The organism is Paenibacillus sp. YAF4_2 (assembly GCF_052113225.1).
Taxonomy (GTDB): domain Bacteria; phylum Bacillota; class Bacilli; order Paenibacillales; family Paenibacillaceae; genus Pristimantibacillus.
Map to the genome: position 1 here is coordinate 197,016 of NZ_JBFRCT010000010.1, position 21,890 is coordinate 218,905.

Here is a 21,890-nt window from a genome sequence, read left to right on the forward strand (position 1 = left end):
CTGAGCAGCTAAAGCTACATTGGATATCATCCAGCGTAATGAGTTCATTTGGTCGAAAGAAGCTCATTCTGGCGAAAGTTACTGTATAGAATCCAATGTAGCTAGCAGCAGTCTGCAATCGAGCTGACTTAGGTTGGATGAAATCCAACGTATGGACGCGTCATGATGGTTTAACTGCACCAGGACGCAAAAAAGCGGTCATGCAGGTTTAGCACCTGCATGACCGCTTAACTATTTGCTAACTGCGTTCAGCCGGCAGCTGGACGTAGAATGAGGTGGCTTCGTTTGGCACGCTTTTGGCGTGGATCCTGCCTTTATGCTGCTCTACGATTGCTTTAGCAATGGCGAGGCCGAGGCCGTAACCGCCGTTTTTACGGGAGCGGGACGCGTCAGCGCGATAGAAGCGGTCGAATATTTTGCCCAGATGCTCGGCTGGGATTCCTTCTCCGGAGTTGGTGACCGTCAGCATAATATCATGGCCTTGCTTCTTCAGCGTTAGATCAATCGTACCTTTCGTATTCGTGTACTTGATGGCGTTATCGAGCAGGATCAGCGCCACCTGCTTCATCTGTTCCACGTTGCCGTTAATGGATAAGTCGGATGAGATATCATAGCTGAGTGCAATATCCTTCTCGAAAATCACCGCCTCAAGGGTAAGAATAACGCTTTCCACCGCTTCACTTAAGTTGAACGGCGCGAAGATGACATTGTCCCGTGCATCATCCAATTGAGTCAAATACAGCAGGTCGCTCGTCAGCGTCTTCATTCGCTCTGTCTCCGATTTGATACGATGCAGCCACTTCTCCTGATTGCGGATGAGATCATCGTTATTAGATAAAAGGACATCCGCATTCGTATTAATGACGGCGAGCGGCGTGCGCAGCTCATGAGAAGCGTCGGCGATAAACCGCTGCTGCTTATCGAAGGCCTCCTTGACCGGAGAGATAGAGCGGTTCGCAAAATACCGGCTCGTGAAGTAGATGACAATGAGCATAATAAATCCTACCGCAAGGAAAGTGTATAAGAGCGTCATCAGGAATTGATGCTGATTCGTGACGTCAAGGAATACAACAGAATACCCGTTAGGGGTCGTCTGCTTGTCAAAAGCCCAGCGGTTACCGTCTAGGTTGAACTCACCTTGATCGGAATTATCTGTAGAAGCGGCTTTGATCGCAAGTGCGTAGAAGTCGCTGTCCATATCGAAGCGGGAATCCGTCTTTGTAATATTCCAATCACTATCCGCTTCAAGCGCGAAGGATACCGAGCGTTCGGGCGGCGGACCGCCTTTCATGCTGCCTTCGGGTGACATCATATCCCCATGGCCGCCGCCATGACTGCCGCCGTACTTACCGCCATCAGGACCGTCCTGTTTACGATAAAATTCCGCCACCTGCATGAGATCATCATTTATGGTCTTACGGTTGTTCTGATACGTAATTGTATAAATCGTTGAGAAGGCCAGAATCATAATAAAGCTAATGATGACCATATTCACAATTAGAAATCGGTTGCGCAGCCGAGTAAACATTAGGTGGTCGCCTCCAGTACATAACCAACGCCTCGAATGGTATTAATCTTCACCGAGGACTGCAGGAACACGAGTTTTTTGCGTAAGAAGGAGATGTAGACTTCCACGTTATTATGCTCCACATCCGAATCATAGCCCCACAGCTTCTCAATAATCTGCTCTTTGGAAGTCACCGCTGTTTTCCGCAGAATAAGAAGCTCCATCAGCTCGCTCTCCTTTAGAATGACTTTCAGCTCTTTCCCCTTGCACATCAGCTTCAGATTCGCTGTATTCAGCTCAATATCGCCGAACTTAAGTCCATCCTCGGGTACAACCTCGCCTCTTCTTCTTAAAGCCGCTCTTATACGGGCAAGCAGCTCGCCAGTCGAGAAAGGTTTGGAAATGTAATCATCAGCCCCATAATCGAGCCCGGTAATTTTATCATTCACTTCTCCCTTGGCTGTCAGCAGAATAACCGGTGTTGCGATTCCTTCATCCCGAATCTTCTTCAGCACCGTAATCCCGTCCATCTCCGGAAGCATGATATCGAGTAGCAGGAGATCATAGATGCCGCATAAGGCATTATCGAGTCCAGATTGGCCGTCATGAACGACGTCTACGGAGTAATTATTCTTTTTCAAAATTTGAGATAAGGCATCCGCCAGATTCACTTCGTCTTCTACTATTAGTATTCGCATGAAGCATTCCTCTTTTCGTTATTGCTGTCTTACAAACTTATTATAGGAAGGGAACCTTTAATCAATCTTAACTCGGACAAACGAACCTGAAGTAACTTTACAAAACATTTAAGATTCATTAAAGGTTCCCACTCTAAGATACAGTCATGAGCAGGCGGCAAGCTGGCCGCATGAAAGGAGCCTCAAGAAGATGGCCATTGAAGTATTCAACCGATATGAAAGCAAGTATTTGATGGACAGCCAATCGTTTCACGAGATTTATAACCGATTGCTTCAATACATGGAGCTCGATGAATACAACAAGAACGATCAATTCTACTCCATAAGCAATCTTTACTTCGATACCGATCAGCATTCGATTATTAGGAACAGCTTGTCGAAGCCGAAGTATCGGGAGAAGCTCAGGCTCAGAGCTTACGGCGTACCAAAGCCGGATGCCAAGGTGTACCTGGAGCTGAAGAAGAAAGTATTCGGCATCGTCAACAAACGGAGAACAGGGCTAAAGCTGGAAGAGGCGTATGAGTTCGTCCGCACCGGAGTCGAGCCAGAGCTTGCACCGTACATGAACAAGCAGGTGATTCAGGAAATCAAATACTTCCTTGGGCGCTATGAGCTGGAGCCAAAGGTATATCTGGCTTACGACAGGATCGCGATGTTTTGTAAGAACAACCGGGATCTGCGGATTACCTTCGACACCAATATCCGCACGAGACGGCATGACCTCAGGCTGGAAGCCGGTGACCACGGGGAGCTGCTAATGGCAAAGGGTCAATGGCTGATGGAAGTGAAAGCCGAGAAGACCGTTCCAGTCTGGCTGGCCCAGCTGCTGTCTGAGCTTGGGGTGTTCCGGACAGGCTTCTCGAAATACGGCAATGAATACCGAATGAACATAAGAAATGAAGAACGAATAAAGGAGCGCCTTTTATTATGATCGATTCACTCTTTTCAACCACCGCATCCGTAACCGAATTATCCTTTAGTAATGCTATACTTACGCTTTTATTATCTTTTGCACTTGGTGCGATGATCAGCTTTACGTATATGAAAACACAAACCGTCTATACCCAAAGCTTTGCCTTAACGATGATTGTTCTCCCTACGATCGTTGCGATTATCATTCTGTTAATTGGCAGCAATATCGCACGAGCATTCAGCTTGGCGGGTGCCTTCTCGATTATCCGTTTCCGAAGTGCACCTGGTGATCCGAAGGACATTGCGTTCGTCTTGTTCACGATGGCGTCTGGCCTCGCTTGCGGCGTTGGAGCTTACGGATACGCGATTCTGTTCACAATCATTCTCTGTCTCTTGATGTTCCTGCTAAAAGCAGTGAAATTCGGATCAAAATCCTCAACGCAGAAGCTGCTAAAAGTAACGATTCCGGAGAACCTCAGCTACGAAGAAGCATTTGCTGAAGTCTTCAACGTCTTTAACGTGCAGTATGAGCTTAGAAAAGTAAGAACTACCGAGCTTGGCAGCTTGTACGAGCTTGTCTATGCCGTCACACTTGACCCTTCTACGAATCAGAAGGAATTGCTTGATGCGATAAGATGCAGAAACGGAAATCTCGATATTTCCTTAACGATGACCCCTACGGTAGTAGAAGCCTAGATCCTACCAACAATAGAGAGGAAGAAAACCATGAATAATAAGAAAAGAATAAGCAAGCTTGCTTTCATTTTATTATGCGCGGCAGCACTGTCGGCATGCAACAACAATTCGAATGCAGTAACAACTGGCAGTACGGGTACGACGAATACTAGCGAAACGGGAGCTGTTCAAACCGCAAGCTTTGAACTTGATAATACCGTTGAATATGATGAGGATGACACTTATACGGATTGGAGTACAGCCGATGTAACGACAATAACATTGAGCGGCACTAGTGCAACGATCGAAGGCTCGGGAGCTGAAGTGAAGGGCGGTATTGTTACGATTACTGCAGCCGGTACCTATGTTGCCAGCGGCAAGCTGGATGAAGGCCAAATCGTTGTTAATGTAGCGGATAAAGGAACGGTTCGGCTTGTTCTGAACGGAGCGGAGATTCATTACAGCAAGAGCTCGCCGATTTATGTAGAAGAAGCGGGCAAGCTGATTCTGTCCTTGCCTGAAGGCACGAACAACGTTGTATCTGACGGAGATACTTACGTGTTCCCGGATGATTCGACGGATGAGCCGAATGCAGCTATTTTCAGCAAAGATGATATGACGATTAACGGTACCGGCAAGCTTACCGTAGAAGGTAACTACAATAACGGGATCGCAAGTAAAGATAAGCTGAAAATTACCGGTGGTACATTCGATATTCAAGCAGCGGATGATGCGGTAATGGGACGTGATCTTGTAGCTGTCAAAGACGGGCAATTTACGCTGGACGCAGCTGGTCATGGCATCAAGACAACGAATGATACCGAAGGCGAAGAAGGCATCATCGTGCTGCAAGGCGGCACCTATAACATTAAGTCTGGTGAGGATGCGCTTCACAGCACAGGAGGCTTGTCAATCTCAGACGGTGACTTTACGATCGCAGCCGGTGATGATGGCATTCATGCGGAAACAGCGATGCTGATCGCTGGTGGTACGATTGATATTACGGAGAGTTATGAAGGGATTGAAGCAACAGATATTACAATTGCAGGTGGAGACATTAAGGTCGTATCAAGCGATGATGGTGTGAATGCGGCAACCGGTGCAGATAGCTCTGGTGGAGAAGGATCGGCTCCTGGCGGTGGTGGCGGAGGTCAGGCAGGCGGTTCGGCGTCTCAAGGTCTCCTGACCATTAGTGGTGGTACTTTATCGGTAGATGCAACTGGTGACGGACTAGATGCAAATGGTTCGATTGTAATGTCAGGCGGCTCGGTCTTTGTAAACGGCCCAACGGAAAATGGCAACGGATCGCTTGATTACGACGGTACCTTCAATATGACAGGTGGTACTCTCGTAGCAGCTGGAAGCTCCGGCATGGTACAGGCGGCGTCGGACAGCTCAACACAAGCCGGCATTCTGATGATGTTCCCACAGACGCAACAGGCTGGCACACTGGTTCATCTGGAAGACGAGTCGGGCAAATCGATTGCAACATTTGCTCCAACGAAGAGCTACCAAGCGGTCTATATTAGCACAGCTGATATGGCAAAAGGCGCTTCATACACGCTGTATTCTGGCGGTCAATCGACGGGAACAGCAACAAACGGTCTTTATGCAGATGGTGAATACAGCGGGGGAACGAAGGTGGTATCGTTCACAGCAGAATCCCTTATCACTTGGGTGAATGAATCCGGTGTAACCGAAGCACAAAGCGGCTTTGGCGGCGGTATGGGAGGCGGCCGTGGAGGCCACGGCATGGGTGGCGGAGGCGGTCGCGGAATGGACGGTACTATGCCACAGGATGGTGGCACACCTCCAGATGGTGCTGCACCACCAGATGCATCAGCTAATGCTGATTCTACAACAGCTAAATAAGTGAGGAAGGGCGTCCTAGTAGTGGACGCCCTTTTTGTTATTAGATGACTGACTTATATTCAGATTTATATTTCACTGATCGGGTTTCTTATTGATTTTGCCGGCTTAATTTGGGATAACTAAGAGAAGAGCTTGATTTGATACACAGGGAGACGAAGCATGTACAACACATTTGACCTATCCGATTCTTCATTTGGAGAGTCTTTGCCGCAGCAAATATACCGACATATTTTGAAGAAAATTATTGCTCGTGAGCTGAATGCGGGAGATAAGATCGTTGAAGAGGAAATTGCCAAAGAGCTGAATACGAGCCGGGCGCCCGTACGGGAGGCGCTTTATTTGCTGCAGGTCGAAGGTATTGTGGAGCGGCTTCCGAGACGTGGCACGATTGTGAAGCCTTTCACCCAGCAGGAGATCGTGGATTATAACACCTTAATGGCAGAGCTTCTTCGTGTAGCCGTTCAATATGGGCAGCACAAGTGGACGCAGGAATATAAGGACATGCTGATGACATTTGCAGCGGATGCTGATGCGGCATGTGAGCAGGGCGATGTTCGGGATTATGAGCGAAAAGCGGAGCGTTTGCTGAGGCATGTTGTGTTTGTAGCGGATAACATGGCACTTGCGAAGTTCTATGAGAAAGCCAGTCTCATTCTGAACGTATTTGTTGAAGTAAGATGGAGTGAGAGCAAGATCAAGGAATTCCACACGCCGTTTCAAGTGTTTGCTACATCCATCCTGGCATCGGAATATGAAAAAGCGCAAGCTGCCATTTATGAATTTCTGATGGTAGGCATTAAATAAAAAACGGAAATTGGTGTTAATAGAAGAGCTTTTTAGGTTAAATTGTCGACAATCGACAAAGTAATCTGTTAAGATAGGTGTGTAAGCAAGCATGAGTAAATGTTTCATGCTTACGAAGTAAGAATCACCACAAACAGCCCTGAATTTGGCTGTTTAGGTGCTAATTCTTTTAAGGAGTGATTGTAGATGCAAAGTTTTGATTTTACGAATAAAGTAGCGATTGTAACGGGTGCAGGCGGAGGTATTGGCCGTGCAGCATCACTCGCTCTTGCCGGGAATGGCGCTAAGTTGGCTGTCGTTGATCTGTCTGAAGAAGCAGGGAACGAGACGGTTAAGCAAGTACAAGCAAACGGTGGAGAAGCCGTATTTATAAAAGCGGATGTTACGAAAGAAGAAGACATCAAGGCGTATGTAGAGCAAACCATTAAGACTTACGGCAAAATTGATATTTTCCTTAATAATGCCGGCTGGGAAGGCAAGATTATTCCTCTCGTTGACTATCCTACAGAAGTATTTGACCGCCTGATGGCAATTAATGTACGTGGCGTATTCCTTGGACTTAAACATGTTCTTCCTTATATGATCGCTCAGAAGAGCGGCGCGATTGTTAACACCGCATCAGCTGCAGGGCTCGTGGCAACACCAAACATGGTGGCATACGGAGCAAGCAAACATGCGGTGCTTGGCATGACTAAGACCGCAGGTTTTGAGGCGGCACCTCATGGTGTCCGCGTGAACGCGGTGCTTCCTGGCGTAGTTAATACACAAATGATGCGCTCGATCGAAAGCGGATATGGCAAAGGCAATCAGGAAGCGGCAGAAGCAGCAAGACAGCAAATGGCCGTGACTACACCGGATGGCCGTTATGCTGAAGCGGAAGAAATTGCTAACCTGATGATGTATCTGGTGTCTGACCTCTCCACGCATATTATTGGACAAGAATTCGTTATCGACGGCGGATCGATTCTGACCTAATAACGGCATAATAGACGGGTAATTGACTTTCATTCACATACACAAACTTTATGACAAAGGGGAAATCCATCATGGCAGAATTAACAGGAAAAGTGATTATTATTACAGGAGGAGCAAGCGGGATTGGCAAACAAACCGCTCTTCAGCTGTCCGCCAAAGGGGCAACAATCGTTGTTGCAGACTATAACTTGGATGGCGCTAATGCGGTTGTCGCAGAACTCGAGGGAGCAGGCGGCAAGGCTGCTGCTTACAAAGTTGATGTATCCAAGGGCGATGAAGTGAAGGCCCTTATTGATTTTGCAGTGGAGACATTTGGTACATTAAACGGTATCTTCAACAATGCGGGCATCGGGTTGGTTAAGCCATTCCTCGAGATGGATCCGGAATCTTACCACCGTGTCATTGACGTCGATCAGCATAGCGTTTACTACGGCATGTATTATGGCGCGAAAAAAATGGTTGAGCTGAACACACAAGGTACCATCGTAAACACAGCTTCCATCTACGGTACAGCGGCTGCGCTTGGCAGCTTCAACTATAATGCGGCAAAAGCGGCCGTCGTTATGATGTCCAAATCCGGTGCGCTCGAGCTTGCGGACTACGGCATCCGCGTTGTTGGTGTGGCTCCTGGCTTCATTGATACGCCAATCCTTGGTGATGACGAGGGTATGAAAAATGCACTGGGCGCCCTGCATATGCGTGGCAAACTTATTCAGCCTGAGAAAGTAGCAAGTGTCGTAACCTTCCTGTTTAGTGAAGGAGCTAGTGCAATTAATGGCCAGACTATTCCAGTCGACGATGGCTTCCTCAGCTTCAAAACTAAATAATTGCTATTATGGTCGCTGCCCTTCAAGGGTAGCGGCCCTTTTTTAACCGTATGGATTGGTCTCGATAGGGGATTTTAAAAAAGAAGGGTTAACAAAGGAGCTTAGGCAATGAACGACAAACAAATAACCGTAGCAGGCAGTGGCGTTCTGGGCAGTCAGATTGCTTTTCAGACGGCATACAAAGGGTTTCATGTAACGGTCTACGATATAAATGATGAAGCACTAGCGAAGGCGAAAGAAAGAATGGCGGAGCTCAAATCGCATTATGTGGCGGACTTGCAGGCATCAGAGGCCGATCTTAACGCAGCGTATGAGCGGATTACGTACAATAGTGACTTGGCACAGGCTGTGGAGAATGCGGAGCTTATTATTGAAGCGATCCCGGAAGTTGTGTCGATCAAGACCGATTTCTATAAAGAGCTTAGTCAGGTCGCTCCTGCCAAGACGATATTTGCGACGAATTCGTCCACCCTGCTGCCGAGCCAATTTGCTGAAGCAACGGGCCGCCCGGGGCAATTCCTTGCTCTTCATTTCGCTAATGAGATCTGGAAAAATAATACCGCAGAGATTATGAAGCATCCAGGAACAGATAATCAGGTATTCGAGGATGTAGTCGCTTTTGCCAAAGCAATTGGCATGGTGGCCCTGCCTCTGCAGAAGGAACAGCCGGGTTATATTCTTAATTCGCTGCTGGTACCGCTGCTTGAAGCGGCTCAGCAGCTGCTCGTCCGGGAAATTGCTGATGTGGAGACCATTGATAAGACGTGGATGGTCGCAACCGGCGCGCCGCTTGGTCCATTCGCGATTCTTGATGTGGTCGGCATCAATACGGCCTATAACATTGGTCTTGCGAAGGCGAAAGCGACAGGGAACGCAGAGTTTGAGAGGATAGCGGAGCTGCTGAAGTCCGAGTATATCGACAAAGGAAAGCTTGGCCGGGCAACGGGCGAAGGCTTCTACAAATATCCGGACCCGAGCTTCTTGAAGCCGGATTTCAAAAGCTAATAATGAAAAAGGAGATGCGCCATGATCATCATGGGCATCTCCTTTTTCTATTCAACTTGCTGAAGTGACCAATGTAGTGATCTAATTGAATATATTAGAAAAAATAAGGAAGGGTCCCCCATTATGAAGGCGATAAACGTTTATTTAAGCGAGTATTCGAAGCATGAGGTGCCATTTCATCATTATTTTGGAAATGGATTAGACAGCTATATTATCCGGCTTCAGGTAGAAGGGGGATGCCAGGCATTAGTCGACGGAAACATCAGAGAAATCGTCCCAGGAGACCTGCTGCTATTCAAGCCGGGTGATATCTACGATCTGCGCATTGGAATGGATGAGGAGGCAAATCTTTCCCTCGATTATTACGTTATTAGCGATGGTCCTGGCATGGAGGAATGGTGGGAGCAGAAGAAGCGGCCGACGCTTGCGAAGATCGCCGAGGACCGGAGGCTGAAGGCTGTCTGGCATCAGATTGTACTAGAGAAAAGAAGGCTCGACGGTGGTAATCCGGACATAATCACCTCGCTTGTCTGGTCCTTACTTATGCTGATTGACCGAGCAATCGAAGAGGTGCCGGATAACCAGTCGCCGCTTGCTTATCACGCCCTTCGTATGAGGCAATATATTGAGGAGCATGCTTCGGAGTCGTTGACGCTCCAGCAGGTAGCGCAGCATACCGGACTCAGTATCTCGCGGGCGGTGCATCTGTTCAAGGAGCATTTTGGCGTGCCGATTATCGGATATGCCCAGCAGCTTCGGCTAAGCCGCGCCATTAATCTGCTTAATCACAGCGCTTTATCGCTGGAACAGATTGCAGCCGAGACCGGGCTTGGCAGCTACGCTTATTTCCACCGGTTGTTTCGCGAACGGTACGGGATGTCGCCGGGGGCTTACCGGAAGAAGAGATAACCTTTCAATATTGTAAGGAAAGGTAAGGTTAATCGATAGCAGTGGAATTCCCTCCTTTGTTACGATGAGAACAAATCAATAGGGAGGGCTTATTTATGAGCTTACGGCGATTTGCTTTCAATAACGTTATTCGGAACGGGAGAATTTACGCGGGGTATTTTCTGAGCAGTGCTTTTTCGGTTATGGTGTTCTTCGTTTATTCGATGTTTGCATTCCATCCGGGTCTGGCTGACGGCAATATTCATTCGACTGTATCGGTTACGATGAAATTTGCCGAATCGGTTATTTATGTGTTCTCGTTTTTCTTCGTGCTTTATTCGATGGGTTCATTCCTGAAGACACGCAAGAAGGAGTTTGGCATCCTTATCATGCATGGGATGACGAGCATGCAATTAAGACGACTTGTGTTTATGGAAAATATCGTGATTGGTTTTGCTGCCACGGTGGCGGGGATTGTGATTGGAGTAGGCTTTGCCGAAATCATCCTTATGTCTTCCCAAAAGCTGCTCAGCCTCGATGAGTCGCTGTCGTTTTATTTTCCAACCAAGGCTATTCTTCTGACAGGGGCTGCTTTTATGGCGCTGTTCCTGCTCATCTCGTTATTTACAGTTACGGTGCTGCGGAATAACTCGCTTATTGATTTGCTGAAAGGTTCAAACAAGCCAAAGCCTGAGCCTAAAGCATCTGCGCTGCTGTCCTGGGCTGCACTGCTCTTAATTGTTGGAGGCTACACCGTAGCTCTGTTGGCAAAAGGGATGGTTGTCTTCTACGCGATGGTACCGGTAACGATCGTGGTCATTATCGGCACGTACTTCCTGTTCACGCAGCTGAGCGTATATGTCGTCAATAAAAGTCGTAAGAGCCGCTCGATCTTCTGGAGGAAAACAAACATCATCCTATTCTCGGACCTTGCTTATCGAATGAAGGATAATGCGAGAACGTTCTTTATGGTCGCGATCCTGTCGACGGTTGCTTTCTCTGCCATTGGGTCATTGTTTGGATTTAAATCGATGTATACGGATGTGATCCGGGACGAGAACCCGTTTGCGGTGAAGTACACCTCTTATGATGAGCCATCCAAGCAGGATGCTTTAACGATTGAGCAGGCTTTAAAGGAAGCTGGCTTGCCTTACCAGCAATATGAGCTGATGATTAAAAATGTTAAAACGTCTGGCGGCAAGCAGATTCCCGTCGTGGCGGAATCCGCCTTTAACGCATTTGTAGCTGCGGCTAAGGGGATCAAGGCTGATGTTGAGGGAGATGAAACGGCGATTGTCCATTACAGCAGTACCCTGATGGGAGCAGGTGGGCCGGAGCTTACACCTGTCATGTTGAAGGAATCAGCACTTACGCTGAAGCCGGTTCAAGCTATTGATACGCCCGCTATTCAGGCGGGGCAGGATTACTATGTGGTGACAGATGTGCGGTTTGATCAGATAAAGCAGACAGAAAGTGTCATTTATCAATATGCTTTTGACATCTCTGGATCTCATGATGCCTTGAAGAAGGTAGGGCAAGAGCTCGATAGCAAGCTTGGCGGCTCCGACAACTGGTTTATGAGTGTCGATTATGAGCTGTACAAGCAGGATCAATTTTTTGGCGTCGTCTTGTTTGTCGGATTTTTTATCGGCATCGTGTTCTTTGTTGGGGCGGGCAGCTTCTTGTATTTCCGGCTGTATACCGACCTTGGTGAAGATAAGCGGAAGTTCCAGGCGATTCACAAGATTGGACTTACGGACCGGGAATTGTCTGCCATTCTGTCCAAACAGCTAATGATACTATTCTTCGCTCCGATTGTTGTGGCTCTAATTCACGGGGCAATCGCTCTTACGGCGATGCAGAATATGTTTCAGTACAATATGATGAAGCCGTCGCTGACCGTGCTTGGGTCGTTCATCATTATTCAGACCGTCTACTTCTTGTTTATCCGTTCAAAATATATTTCGAATGTAAAATCAGCATGGGGCTTGCACCTTACGTAACGTAATGTTTTACAATAGAGTTGCCGGTAATTGAGCTAGCGACAACGAAAGGGCTGAGCATGAACAATCTTTGGAAAGTTGGAGACCTCGCCAAATTGACGGGGCTTACGGTCAGAACGTTACGATTCTACGATCAGATCGGTTTGTTCTCGCCGTCTAGTCAGACAGATTCCGGCCACCGGCTGTATGATGAGTCCGACCTGTCGCGTCTGCATCAGATTCTGACCTTGAAGGAATTGGGCTTATCGCTGGAGGAGATCAAGGAAACTTTATCAGCCAAGCAGATCAGCCCGCTGGAGATGGTGACGCTGCAGAAGCAGCGGATCAAAGAGCAGATCAAGCAGCAGCAGAAGCTGCTGGAACAGCTGGAGCATACGTCGAAAGCATTAATCGGGAAGAGAACATTGACCGTTGATGATTTTACGAGCTTGCTGCAGGCAATGAAGATGGAATTCGAGAAGCCCGTGATCGAGCGGAAGCAAAGCTGGGTTCAGCATTTGGACAAGCTGGGATCGCTGCTCGAGCGGGGTGAATGAGCCTACGCTTACGAAGTTTCACAATTCATTTTAGGAGGAGAATAACTAATGAACGAAAGATTTGTTAAACATGCAACCTTTGTTGTCGAACGTACTTACAAAGCATCTGCAGAGCGGGTATTTGAGGCTTTTGCAGACCCTGAGGTAAAGGGGAAGTGGTTCTCGAAGCCCGATCAATTCGAGTTTCGAGTTGGGGGGCGTGAGTACAGCAGCGGTGGACCGCCGGAAGGACCAGTCTTCACCTTTGATGCTGTATATCAGGACATCGAAACAGATCAGCGCATTGTGTACACCTACACATTGGACATGAATGAAACTCGGATGTCGGTGTCTACAACAACTATTGAGTTATTCGAAGCAGATGGGGGCACCAAACTGGTATTCACCGAGCAGGGTGCTTTCTTTGATGGACATGATACGCCAGAAATTCGCGAGCATGGCACAGGCGAGATGTTAGATGCACTTGGCAAGTTGGTTGAGGGATAGGCTGAACATGGAGAGTCTCTATAAGAGGCTCTTTTTTATTTGATCTGTTCTGTTATTCGATGTATTTTAGTAACAAAGGGGGAGTTGGCATGTCTACTATCACCATTGAAGTCGTAACGGACGGTAATATAGAACCTTGCAGAGTATTATGCGATGAGCTTATGGCTTTTCAACAGTCAAAGGCTGTGATGGCACCGGAATTATTCGACATGATGAACTTCGATACCCGAATGCGTAGAAGCTATGACCATGCGCTGCATACCCATGTCCTTATCGTAAAGGATGATGATGTACCAGTTGGTTATGCTTTCTCGACGGTTAGTAATGTAGAGCAAGAGGATCTTGGTATTCCAGCATGGGCGCCTAATCAGGAGCAGGAGGGCAGTAAAGGCTTTTACCCCGATTGGATAGAGACTCCGCAGCAGATTGGGTTCTTAAGCAACCTGTATTTGCGGGACGGTTACCGGAGTATGGGACTGGGATCCAAGCTGTTCAACATGTCCATGACATGGCTGGAGAGCTTCCCGGACGTGGATCTGCTTTTCATTTACGTCTCGAACGGCAATGAGGAGGCGCTTGATTTCTACATAAAGCAAGGCTTTACATACAGTCATGATGTATTTGGAGGATTTATTAAGGCGGTTTACCGGAAGAAAAAATAAATAGCCATTAGTGTATGGCAGGTTGCCTGCCGGGTGATATAGAAATAATGAGGATAAGAACTTGAGAGGGGCAGTGAGAATGCTGAATCCAGTGGCCAAAGCAGAAATGCTCATCAGAAGACCAGTAAGCGAGGTATATGAAGCCTTTATCGATCCCGCGATTACGACAAAGTTCTGGTTTACAAAGAGCAGTGCGAGACTGGAAGCAGGCAAGCAGGTGCAGTGGACTTGGGAGATGTATGGGGTTTCAGCGCCTATTCAAGTTCTTGAACTTGAGGAAAATAAACGGATTGTCATCGATTGGGGCACAAAAGCGGAATGGACGTTTGCTGCCCTGTCCGAGTCCGAAACCTTCGTGACGATTACCGATTCCGGCTTTCAAGGCGAAGCGGAAGAGGTCGCTCAGCGGGCAATCGGTTCAACCGAGGGTTTCACGATTGTCCTGTGCGGAGCGAAAGCTTATCTGGAGCATGGTATTCAGCTGAACCTTGTGTACGATAAGGCGCCTTATGCCCATGTAAAGGGATAGCTAGGGGAGGAGGGATAAACATGAAGTCGGTGCTTGGATTGGAGATGCTGGAGCGGGTGCAGAGCATTTGCGCAGCGCTGCCAGAAGTGGAACAAATCGTTGACGGCTTTGGCCATGATGTGATGAAGGTACGGGGCAAAACCTTCATCATGATGGGTGAAGGACATAATAGTGTCTTGCCAAGCCTATCAATCAAAGCCACGAAGGAGCAGCAGTTTCTGCTGCTGGAGCAGGGCGGTTATGTGAAGACGGCGTATATCGGCCATCACGGCTGGGTCTCCGTTGACATGGAGGCTGGACCAAACTGGGATGAGCTGACCGTACTTATTCAGGAAGCTTACTTGCTTGCAGCGCCGAAACGGCTGGTGAAACAGGTGCTGGAGAGTGTTCATAATTAAACAAGAGCGTATGGGCTACCAGCCCATACGCTCTTTTAACGAGGTGATCTGTGCGAGATGATGCCGGCCATGCCAGTCAAATCGCTGAAGAGCCATATCAAGTGTCATAACACCATGTGTAGGACTAGTAAAGGTTCTTTGGAAGTCGGAGGGCTGCATCGCTTGGAGCAGTACGGCAAACCGGCTGCGCAGTGATTCGATCAGTTTGTCCATCATCATGCCTTATCCCCTTTCAATAGCGCACCATAAAAATTTTTCTCCCGTTTCTGTCATTGACAGACTTTAAATAACCAATTATAGTTAGATTCAATGTGATATTGATAATCATTATCGTAATCAATGTATTTTAAAATAGTAAAGGGGTCGTATCATGAAAAAGTTTATTCCCGCTATCTTTCTTCTTGCACTCGTACTTGTTCTTGGTGCATGCGGAAACAATGCAGCAAACAACAAGAACAACGCTAATAACGGAGCTGCAGAAGCGACAGCAACACCTGAGGCAACAGAATCTGAAGCAGCAGAGCAGCCAGCAGCTGGAACTGTAACGTATCAAGCTGAAAGCGGTCCAGTAGAAATCCCTGCGAACCCACAGCGTATCGTAGCACTAGCTTATGCACCTAACTTGATTTCACTTGGCGCTAACATTGTTGGCGTAGACCAATGGACCAATATGAGCCCGCTCTTCACTGACAAACTGAAGGGTGTAGAGGTTGTATCCGATGAAGATCTGGAGAAAATCATTGAGCTGGATCCGGACTTGATCGTTGTAGGTACAGAAAGCAAGAACGTTAAGAAGCTGGGCGAAATCGCTCCTACCGTTGCTTTCACATGGGGCAAGTTGGATTACCTGAATCAACAGGTCGAAATCGGTAAGATCCTTGGTAAAGAGCAAGAAGCAACAACTTGGGTTGATGATTTCAAATCGCGCGCAGCATCGATTGGCGAAGAAGTTAAAGCGAAAATCGGAGCAGATACAACGGTCTCCGTCCTGGAAACGGACTCCAAGAGTTTTTATGTGTTTGGCAACAACTTTGCACGTGGCACAGAAATTATCTACCAAGCAATGGGGCTGAAAATGCCTGAGAAAGTAACCAAGGATGCTCAAGGGCCTGGTTATCTCACGCTATCGCAAGAAATTATTCCTGAATACGCGGGCGATTGGGTTGTCCTGAGCAGAAGTACCGCTAATGACAATGCCTTCATGAATACAGACGTATGGAAAAATATCGCTGCTGTTAAGAACAACCATGTCATTGAAATTGATACAGAAGCTTCTTCTTACAGCGATCCAACAACGTTGGAAAGCTTGCTGACAATCTTCAAGGACGGCTTCCTTAAATGATTTCAACCCTATAACAAAAAGCTCCTTCCTAAACAACTGGAAGGAGCTTTTTGCATCTTAATGGCTCATGCTTACTTGCTTTTCACCTTCAGGCTGCTGATCTCCCTCAGGCGGCTTTGTACGTTTAACGAACAAGCCGATGATAATTGCAACAATAGCGATTATAAGACCAATCCAGAAGGCATCATGAACACCTGCAACCATCCCTTTTGCTGCTTCAGCAGGAGCGGTTGGATCAGTTGAGGTCTTCAGATAGTCCTTCGTGCCATTGGTCATAATACCGATGAACAGAGCTGTACCGATGGCACCGGATACTTGCTGCAGCGTGTTCAGAATAGCTGTGCCATGCGGGTAGAGATGGCGCGGCAGCTGATTCAGGCCGGATGTTTGAGCTGGCATCATAACAAGGGATATACCAAGCATCATAATGATATGGATCATGATGATATGACCATTACTTGCTGTTGCGTCAATACCTGTGAACATCCACAGCGAAATCGCAACAAGAATGAGGCCAGGCGTCACGAGGATACGAGGACCAAACTTATCGAATAATACGCCGGAGATCGGTGCCATAATCCCGTTAATAATACTGCCCGGCAGCATTAGTAAACCAGATCGGAACGCGGTCAACAGCAGAGCTCCTTGCAGGAACATCGGAAGCAGCGTCATGGTGGAGAACAACGTCATCATAAGCACGAAGAGCAGAATCGTCACGATAGTGAACATAGGGAATTTGAATGCCCGCAGGTCCAGAATCGGAGCTTCCAGTACAAGCTGGCGCCAGATGAACAATAACAAGGCGATGCCGCCAATTACGATAGACCAGATAACAACGGGATCGGACCAGCCTTTGTTACCTGTCGAGCTGAAGCCGTATACCAGTCCGCCGAAGCCGATGGTGGATAGGAATATGGATAACAGGTCGACTTTAGGCTTGGTAATATCAGATACGTTTTTAAGGAAAACAAAGGAGAAAATAATCGACAATGCGGCAAGCGGAATCACGAGAATAAAGAGCCAGCGCCAGTTGAGCGAGTCCATAATGACACCGGACAGCGTTGGTCCGATCGCTGGAGCAGCCATAATGACAAGGCCGATCAGGCCCATGGCACCACCGCGTTTTTCCGGAGGGAAGATCGCCATAATGGTGTTCATCAGAACCGGGAGTAATAAGCCCGTTCCTACAGCTTGAACAATACGGCCTACAAGGAGGACACCAAATTCTGGTGCAACGGCCGATATGACTGTACCTGCAAAAAATAATGTCATGGCGCCGATGAACATTTGCCTTGTGGTGTACCATTGTTGAAGCAAAGCGGTTACCGGTACAAGTACACCAACGACAAGCATGTAAGCAGTCGATAGCCATTGAATAGTAGAAGCACCTACATCGAAAGCCCTCATTAATTCAGGGAGCGCATTACCAAGCAGGGTTTCATTAAGAATCGCGATGAACGCGCCTATAATAAGTGTAGCAATAATGGGACCACGCTTGATATTGGTCAAGTTGGGTGCAGAGCTGGACGTACCAGCATTAGAAGCATTCATTGATAATTGCCGTCCTTTCCTTCGCCTTTTGACGAAAAGGTATGTACGTTATTTTGTTAAGGCTTGATGGACAGTATGCATAGTTACAGCGTCCTTAATTTCCCCCTCCATAGATCTTTAATTAGCCCAATTTCCACTTTATCACAGGGGGCTAGGCAGAGAAAAGGGGCGGTTCGGGGAAAAAACGACTATAATTTGGTTAATTTATGATTAACGGATAGAAGGGCACCCGTGGGTGCCCTTCTATCCGTTTGTTACTCCTCTTCTTCCTCGACAATGATCCGAACTGTATTCGTAAGCAATCCTGCTCGGAAGCAGGACGATCCGAAACGGAATTCAAAAAGAACAGCAGCCTGGTTAATGATAATGCCGCCCATTGGTTCTGCTAATACATTAACCAGGAAGGTCAGCCGCCGTGTCATCCCTGGAGCAATTGTTCCAAGCGGAATCCCTGCCTGCGGATCAAGCTGTGGAATGCCATCTACAGTAAGGCTGCCTGATACGAACTGAAGCTGATTATCGAGCGGGTCGTAGAAAATAACGTTTCCCGCTGTAATATCCGCAGACAGGTTAGTAAGCGTAATATTATAATGGTAGCTGTCTCCGACCCTGACAATTTGGGCATCTGATGTTTTCAGGAACGAAGCAAAGTCGGCGGCCCGAATGGTGGACACCGGATTCGAGATTGTATTTGATTGGAAGGTTTGCGTCTGGAGCTGCTGGTTCGGCAGCAGGAAATCCGCCCTTACCTGACTCGTATTCGTTAAGGCGCCGCTGCCTCTGACCAAGACATCAAACCGGATGATGGCACTTTGATTAGGGGTAATTGGGCCGATGCTGATGCCTTCATTCGGATTATCGTCCAGCCTGAGCACATTATTCACCCGAATGGTGCCCGGAATGTATAAGGCATTGGCCGGCAAAGCATCAATGAGTGTCGTTCTTGCCGATACCGCATTACCGTTATTAATGATAAAGATTGTGTAAGTAATCCGCTGCCCGACGAATAATGAAACATCGAGGAAGGCTTTGGATACAAGCAGGTTAGGAGTACTTAGAACAGGTGTCGTAGGTACGGTGACAAAGCTGGTTGAAATAATCGGCTGAATGGTTCCTGTCTGAACAGGTATGGTTAAACCGACAAGCGGGGTAAGTGTAATCCCTGGAACGCTTACCGATTGATTGAGCACAACTCTTCCGTCAGCAAGCGAAAGTGGCCCCGAATTCGGGACTTGCCCAGGAGCTGGTGTCACTCCCGGCTTGAAGATTGGCAGGACAGGAAGCATGAGACCTGGAATGGGAGGTACCCCTTGTATCCCAATAACGGATGCTTCTCCTGGTGTACAAGTTGGTGGAACGGTGCCAGGTGGAACTGTGACAACAAATCCTGCGTTGGTAATTTGTCCGTTTGGCGGGAATCCCGCAACAAAGATTTGGAATTGGATGTTTACGACTTGCCCTACATTAACAAGGCCAATAATGACTTGCTCTGTAATGTCTACGCCGCTAAAGCGGCCGCCATCAATAATTAAGCTTGACGGAATAAATTGCACACCTGGAGGAAAAATTTCGGCTAATAACACTTCTCCTGGAGCGGTCCCCACATTGGTGATGGTTAAGGTATAAGTAATCGTATCTCCAACCTGAGCGGTAGCGACATTTGGCGTTTTTGTTGCGGTGATAATTGGACCTATATTAACAGCTGGTGTGGTCGTTGAAGTAGTTGTCGTTGTCGTCGTAGTGGGCACAGGCGTCGTTGTCGTTGTCGTCGTAGGGACAACAGTTGTTGTACTAGACGTTGACGAAGTACTCGAAGTTGATGTCGTACTTGTCGTTGACGTCGTGGAGGTCGTGCTTGTTGTCGTAGTTGTCGTAGTTGGAATAGCTGAAGTAGTAGTCGTTGTTGTTGTCGTAACATCTCTGGAAGGAATACAGCCCATGAATGGCACGTTATGCGCCTCCAGCGTACCGCCTACATTCGTCAGCGATGCAGCTACCAGCGTACCATTTATATTTCCGAATCCAATGGCTTCCCAGTTCGCATACGGAGCCAGCACGGAGCCAATAATGGCTATGTTCTGATTAAAGGCTGTGATAGCCTGATAGAAATTCCAGAGGATTAAAGCCCCCTCTCCCTCAGAGGCAGTAACCCCATTGCGGAAAATCGTATAGCTTCCGAAGCCGACATTATCGTCTCCTACATTAATAACAATCGTTGATCCTGCGGGAGCAACAATATTAATTCCGTTAGCCGTATCGAGGCGCAGCCCGTTCCCATCCACGTTATTACCGTTGAACATAAACAAATTGAAGGCCGGGTCTGTTCCCGTAAGAACAATCTGGCCAAAGTTGTTGGTTACTGTTCCTGTAGCCTCTGCTGCGGCAAGATCAAGGGAGAGCTGTGCCAATCCAATTTCTGCCGCATTAAAGTCGATTGGCGTGCCAACAAGCGGCTGCCCTGGAACCCCATTATTATTAGTCATCGTGTAATTGATAATCGTACTGCTTGGATACACGACCGTATTCCCTGCAAAATTTGTCCCCTGCGAAATATTCACATTGCCTTGTATGATAAGATCCGGTCTTGTTGTAGAGACGGGAAGCTTATCCCCTACACCATAACTACTAAGAGTTGAATTGCCTCCAACGGCCACTCTCCCTTCCGAGTCAACGAAGGATTGGGTGTGATCGCCAAATATAAATAGATTAAAATCATTGGCTATCCCGAGGTTAGTACACGCCATTCAATTATCCCCTCCATATTTGCAGTAATTAGCCCGCCGAGGCACACGTATGATATCTATGCATATTCCCTTTTTTTCAGGCATAGAAGAGAGTATTTAATCGGAAATAAAGGGGACCCGCTCATGAATGTCGCTATCCTGACGATGTTTAATGGCTTATCGAAGACTTATTCGTTAGTGAGTGTGGTTGAGGAGCATCTGCATATGCTGCTTGGCGGAGGAATGAAGGTGAAAGTGCTTGTCAGTCAGGATTGCCCCGACTCCGAGCGGTATGGCATATACAGCGATGAGAGGATCGAATGGGTCAAAATAACGAACCGGCTGAATGGCAAGCAGATTCATTGGCTTGATTATACCCAGCCGACCGGCAGAGTCCATCCGACTTTTTTTCAGGAGGCGGAGGTCATTGCAGCTAGCTTATATGAAGCTGTACGGGATGTCGACGTCGTCTTCCTCCATGATATTCTCTATCAAGGCTGGCATTTGGTACATAACATAGCAATTCGGCAGGTGCAGGCCCGGCTTCCACGACTGCGATTCCTGGCTATGAATCATTCCTATCCTGCCCAGAGACCACTGCGAATGGACTGGCCTCTCTCAGGCAGATATACACCGCTTCCCAATACAACGTACCTGTATCCGGCAGAGTCAGGACTACCCGCCTTAGCCAGTCAATATAATGTTCCACTTGAGCAGTGCCGGGCTATTCCAAATAGCCTGAATCTCTATGGTGGAATGAGCGAAGCAGTTCAAAGACTCGGTAATCTGACGGATCTGCTTGCACCAGACATTCTAGCTGTGTATCCTGGGAGGCTAACGACAGGCAAGCAATTCGAGAAAGCTGCTGCTTTGATCGGTGCAATAGGCGCAGAATCAGGCAAGCAGATCAAATTGATTTTCTGCGACTTTCCCTCCCTTGATATTGAACCAGCGTCGTACAAACGAATAATTAGAAGCGCAGGCGAGAGTTACGGGCTTGGCAGTGAGGAGCTTATCTTTACCTCCGATCTGGGCTGGCCGGACGGTTTTCCCCATCGCGGTGTAATGGAGCTATTTACGTTAAGCAATCTGTTTATTTGTACCTCGTATTCGGAATCCTTTGGGCTGATCGTGTTGGAGGCAGCCAGCAGAGGAAATCTGCTTGTGCTGAATCAGGCGGTGCCTGCCTTGGAGGAGCTTGGACATGGGCTGAATGCTTATTTTATGCGGTGGAATGCAAGGGGCTTCGACTGCGATACAAGAGAGAGCTACCATCCTTCAGAGGAAGCCTATTTACGAGAGCATGCAGGAATTATTGTCAGGCAGATAGAGAATAATCCGGTTCTTCAGGCCAAGACAATTACCCGCCAGCGGTATAATCCACAGTGGATTTGGGAGAACCGGCTGAAGCCGCTAATTGAGGGGCTTTAATTAAATCATATCCGTATCAAAAAGCTCTCTCTTGCCAAGTGCAATGAGGGAGCTTTTCTATTATAA

Annotated in this window: 21 protein-coding genes; 16 read left to right on the forward strand and 5 right to left on the reverse strand. The window is 47.7% G+C overall.

Features of this window, described 5'->3' with window-relative positions; genetic code table 11:
• Positions 1-238: 238 nt before the first annotated feature.
• Together AB4Y93_RS22670 and AB4Y93_RS22675 are read right to left on the reverse strand one after the other, a co-directional pair.
• Positions 239-1,528 (reverse strand): sensor histidine kinase, encoded by a 1,290-nt coding sequence (locus AB4Y93_RS22670; protein WP_441895313.1) that lies wholly within the window; start codon positions 1,526-1,528, stop codon positions 239-241.
• Positions 1,528-2,205 carry a response regulator transcription factor gene (locus AB4Y93_RS22675; RefSeq protein WP_441895315.1) on the reverse strand — a complete coding sequence of 226 codons (678 nt, stop codon included), beginning with the start codon at positions 2,203-2,205 and terminating at the stop codon, positions 1,528-1,530. The genes AB4Y93_RS22670 and AB4Y93_RS22675 overlap by 1 nt, the downstream gene beginning before the upstream one ends.
• 190 nt (positions 2,206-2,395) lie before the next feature.
• On the opposite strand from AB4Y93_RS22675, the gene AB4Y93_RS22680 reads away from it, so the two are divergent.
• The 14 genes from AB4Y93_RS22680 (at position 2,396) to AB4Y93_RS22745 (ending at position 14,777) form a co-directional block, all read left to right on the forward strand.
• Complete coding sequence (locus AB4Y93_RS22680) at positions 2,396-3,136, forward strand: polyphosphate polymerase domain-containing protein (protein ID WP_441895317.1); 741 nt, start codon at positions 2,396-2,398, stop codon at positions 3,134-3,136.
• On the forward strand, positions 3,133-3,813 hold the full coding sequence (locus tag AB4Y93_RS22685; protein WP_441895319.1) for a DUF4956 domain-containing protein: 681 nt from the start codon (positions 3,133-3,135) through the stop codon (positions 3,811-3,813). Before AB4Y93_RS22680 ends, AB4Y93_RS22685 begins: the two co-directional genes overlap by 4 nt.
• Positions 3,814-3,843: 30 nt before the next feature.
• Complete coding sequence (locus AB4Y93_RS22690; protein ID WP_441895321.1) at positions 3,844-5,664, forward strand: carbohydrate-binding domain-containing protein; 1,821 nt, start codon at positions 3,844-3,846, stop codon at positions 5,662-5,664.
• A gap of 159 nt (positions 5,665-5,823) precedes the next feature.
• Positions 5,824-6,468 (forward strand): GntR family transcriptional regulator, encoded by a 645-nt coding sequence (locus tag AB4Y93_RS22695; protein WP_441895323.1) that lies wholly within the window; start codon positions 5,824-5,826, stop codon positions 6,466-6,468.
• A gap of 186 nt (positions 6,469-6,654) precedes the next feature.
• Entirely contained in the window at positions 6,655-7,443 is a 789-nt protein-coding gene (locus AB4Y93_RS22700; RefSeq protein ID WP_441895324.1) for an SDR family NAD(P)-dependent oxidoreductase, read from the forward strand.
• Positions 7,444-7,514: 71 nt separating this feature from the next.
• Positions 7,515-8,270, forward strand: coding sequence for an SDR family NAD(P)-dependent oxidoreductase (locus AB4Y93_RS22705; RefSeq protein ID WP_441895325.1), 756 nt, complete (start codon positions 7,515-7,517; stop codon positions 8,268-8,270).
• 108 nt (positions 8,271-8,378) lie between these two features.
• Positions 8,379-9,275: a 3-hydroxyacyl-CoA dehydrogenase gene (locus tag AB4Y93_RS22710; RefSeq protein ID WP_441895327.1), complete on the forward strand. Its 897-nt coding sequence runs from the start codon at positions 8,379-8,381 to the stop codon at positions 9,273-9,275.
• A 123-nt stretch (positions 9,276-9,398) separates the two neighbouring features.
• Positions 9,399-10,184 (forward strand): helix-turn-helix domain-containing protein, encoded by a 786-nt coding sequence (locus AB4Y93_RS22715; protein ID WP_441895329.1) that lies wholly within the window; start codon positions 9,399-9,401, stop codon positions 10,182-10,184.
• Between the two features lie 95 nt (positions 10,185-10,279).
• Positions 10,280-12,166, forward strand: a complete 1,887-nt coding sequence (locus AB4Y93_RS22720; protein ID WP_441895330.1) for an FtsX-like permease family protein — start codon at positions 10,280-10,282, stop codon at positions 12,164-12,166.
• Between the two features lie 59 nt (positions 12,167-12,225).
• Positions 12,226-12,702 (forward strand): MerR family transcriptional regulator, encoded by a 477-nt coding sequence (locus AB4Y93_RS22725; RefSeq protein ID WP_441895332.1) that lies wholly within the window; start codon positions 12,226-12,228, stop codon positions 12,700-12,702.
• 48 nt (positions 12,703-12,750) lie between these two features.
• On the forward strand, positions 12,751-13,188 hold the full coding sequence (locus AB4Y93_RS22730) for an SRPBCC family protein (RefSeq protein ID WP_441895333.1): 438 nt from the start codon (positions 12,751-12,753) through the stop codon (positions 13,186-13,188).
• An 89-nt stretch (positions 13,189-13,277) separates the two neighbouring features.
• Positions 13,278-13,850 carry a GNAT family N-acetyltransferase gene (locus AB4Y93_RS22735; protein WP_441895335.1) on the forward strand — a complete coding sequence of 191 codons (573 nt, stop codon included), beginning with the start codon at positions 13,278-13,280 and terminating at the stop codon, positions 13,848-13,850.
• Positions 13,851-13,929: 79 nt separating this feature from the next.
• On the forward strand, positions 13,930-14,379 hold the full coding sequence (locus tag AB4Y93_RS22740; protein ID WP_441895336.1) for an SRPBCC family protein: 450 nt from the start codon (positions 13,930-13,932) through the stop codon (positions 14,377-14,379).
• A gap of 20 nt (positions 14,380-14,399) precedes the next feature.
• On the forward strand, positions 14,400-14,777 hold the full coding sequence (locus AB4Y93_RS22745) for an MmcQ/YjbR family DNA-binding protein (RefSeq protein ID WP_441895338.1): 378 nt from the start codon (positions 14,400-14,402) through the stop codon (positions 14,775-14,777).
• A gap of 15 nt (positions 14,778-14,792) precedes the next feature.
• Here AB4Y93_RS22745 and AB4Y93_RS22750 read toward each other — a convergent pair whose 3' ends face one another.
• Positions 14,793-14,996, reverse strand: coding sequence for a DinB family protein (locus AB4Y93_RS22750; protein WP_441895339.1), 204 nt, complete (start codon positions 14,994-14,996; stop codon positions 14,793-14,795).
• 151 nt (positions 14,997-15,147) lie between these two features.
• On the opposite strand from AB4Y93_RS22750, the gene AB4Y93_RS22755 reads away from it, so the two are divergent.
• On the forward strand, positions 15,148-16,119 hold the full coding sequence (locus AB4Y93_RS22755) for an iron-hydroxamate ABC transporter substrate-binding protein (protein ID WP_441895340.1): 972 nt from the start codon (positions 15,148-15,150) through the stop codon (positions 16,117-16,119).
• Between the two features lie 57 nt (positions 16,120-16,176).
• Here the strand turns inward: AB4Y93_RS22755 and AB4Y93_RS22760 are convergent, their stop codons facing one another.
• On the reverse strand, positions 16,177-17,670 hold the full coding sequence (locus AB4Y93_RS22760; protein ID WP_441895341.1) for a DHA2 family efflux MFS transporter permease subunit: 1,494 nt from the start codon (positions 17,668-17,670) through the stop codon (positions 16,177-16,179).
• A gap of 254 nt (positions 17,671-17,924) precedes the next feature.
• The gene (locus AB4Y93_RS22765) at positions 17,925-20,414 is read right to left on the reverse strand and encodes a choice-of-anchor A family protein (protein WP_441895343.1); all 2,490 of its coding nucleotides are present in this window, start codon (positions 20,412-20,414) and stop codon (positions 17,925-17,927) included.
• Positions 20,415-20,537: 123 nt separating this feature from the next.
• Between AB4Y93_RS22765 and AB4Y93_RS22770 the strand changes: the two genes are divergently transcribed.
• Entirely contained in the window at positions 20,538-21,824 is a 1,287-nt protein-coding gene (locus tag AB4Y93_RS22770) for a glycosyltransferase (RefSeq protein ID WP_441895344.1), read from the forward strand.
• Positions 21,825-21,890: the final 66 nt, after the last annotated feature.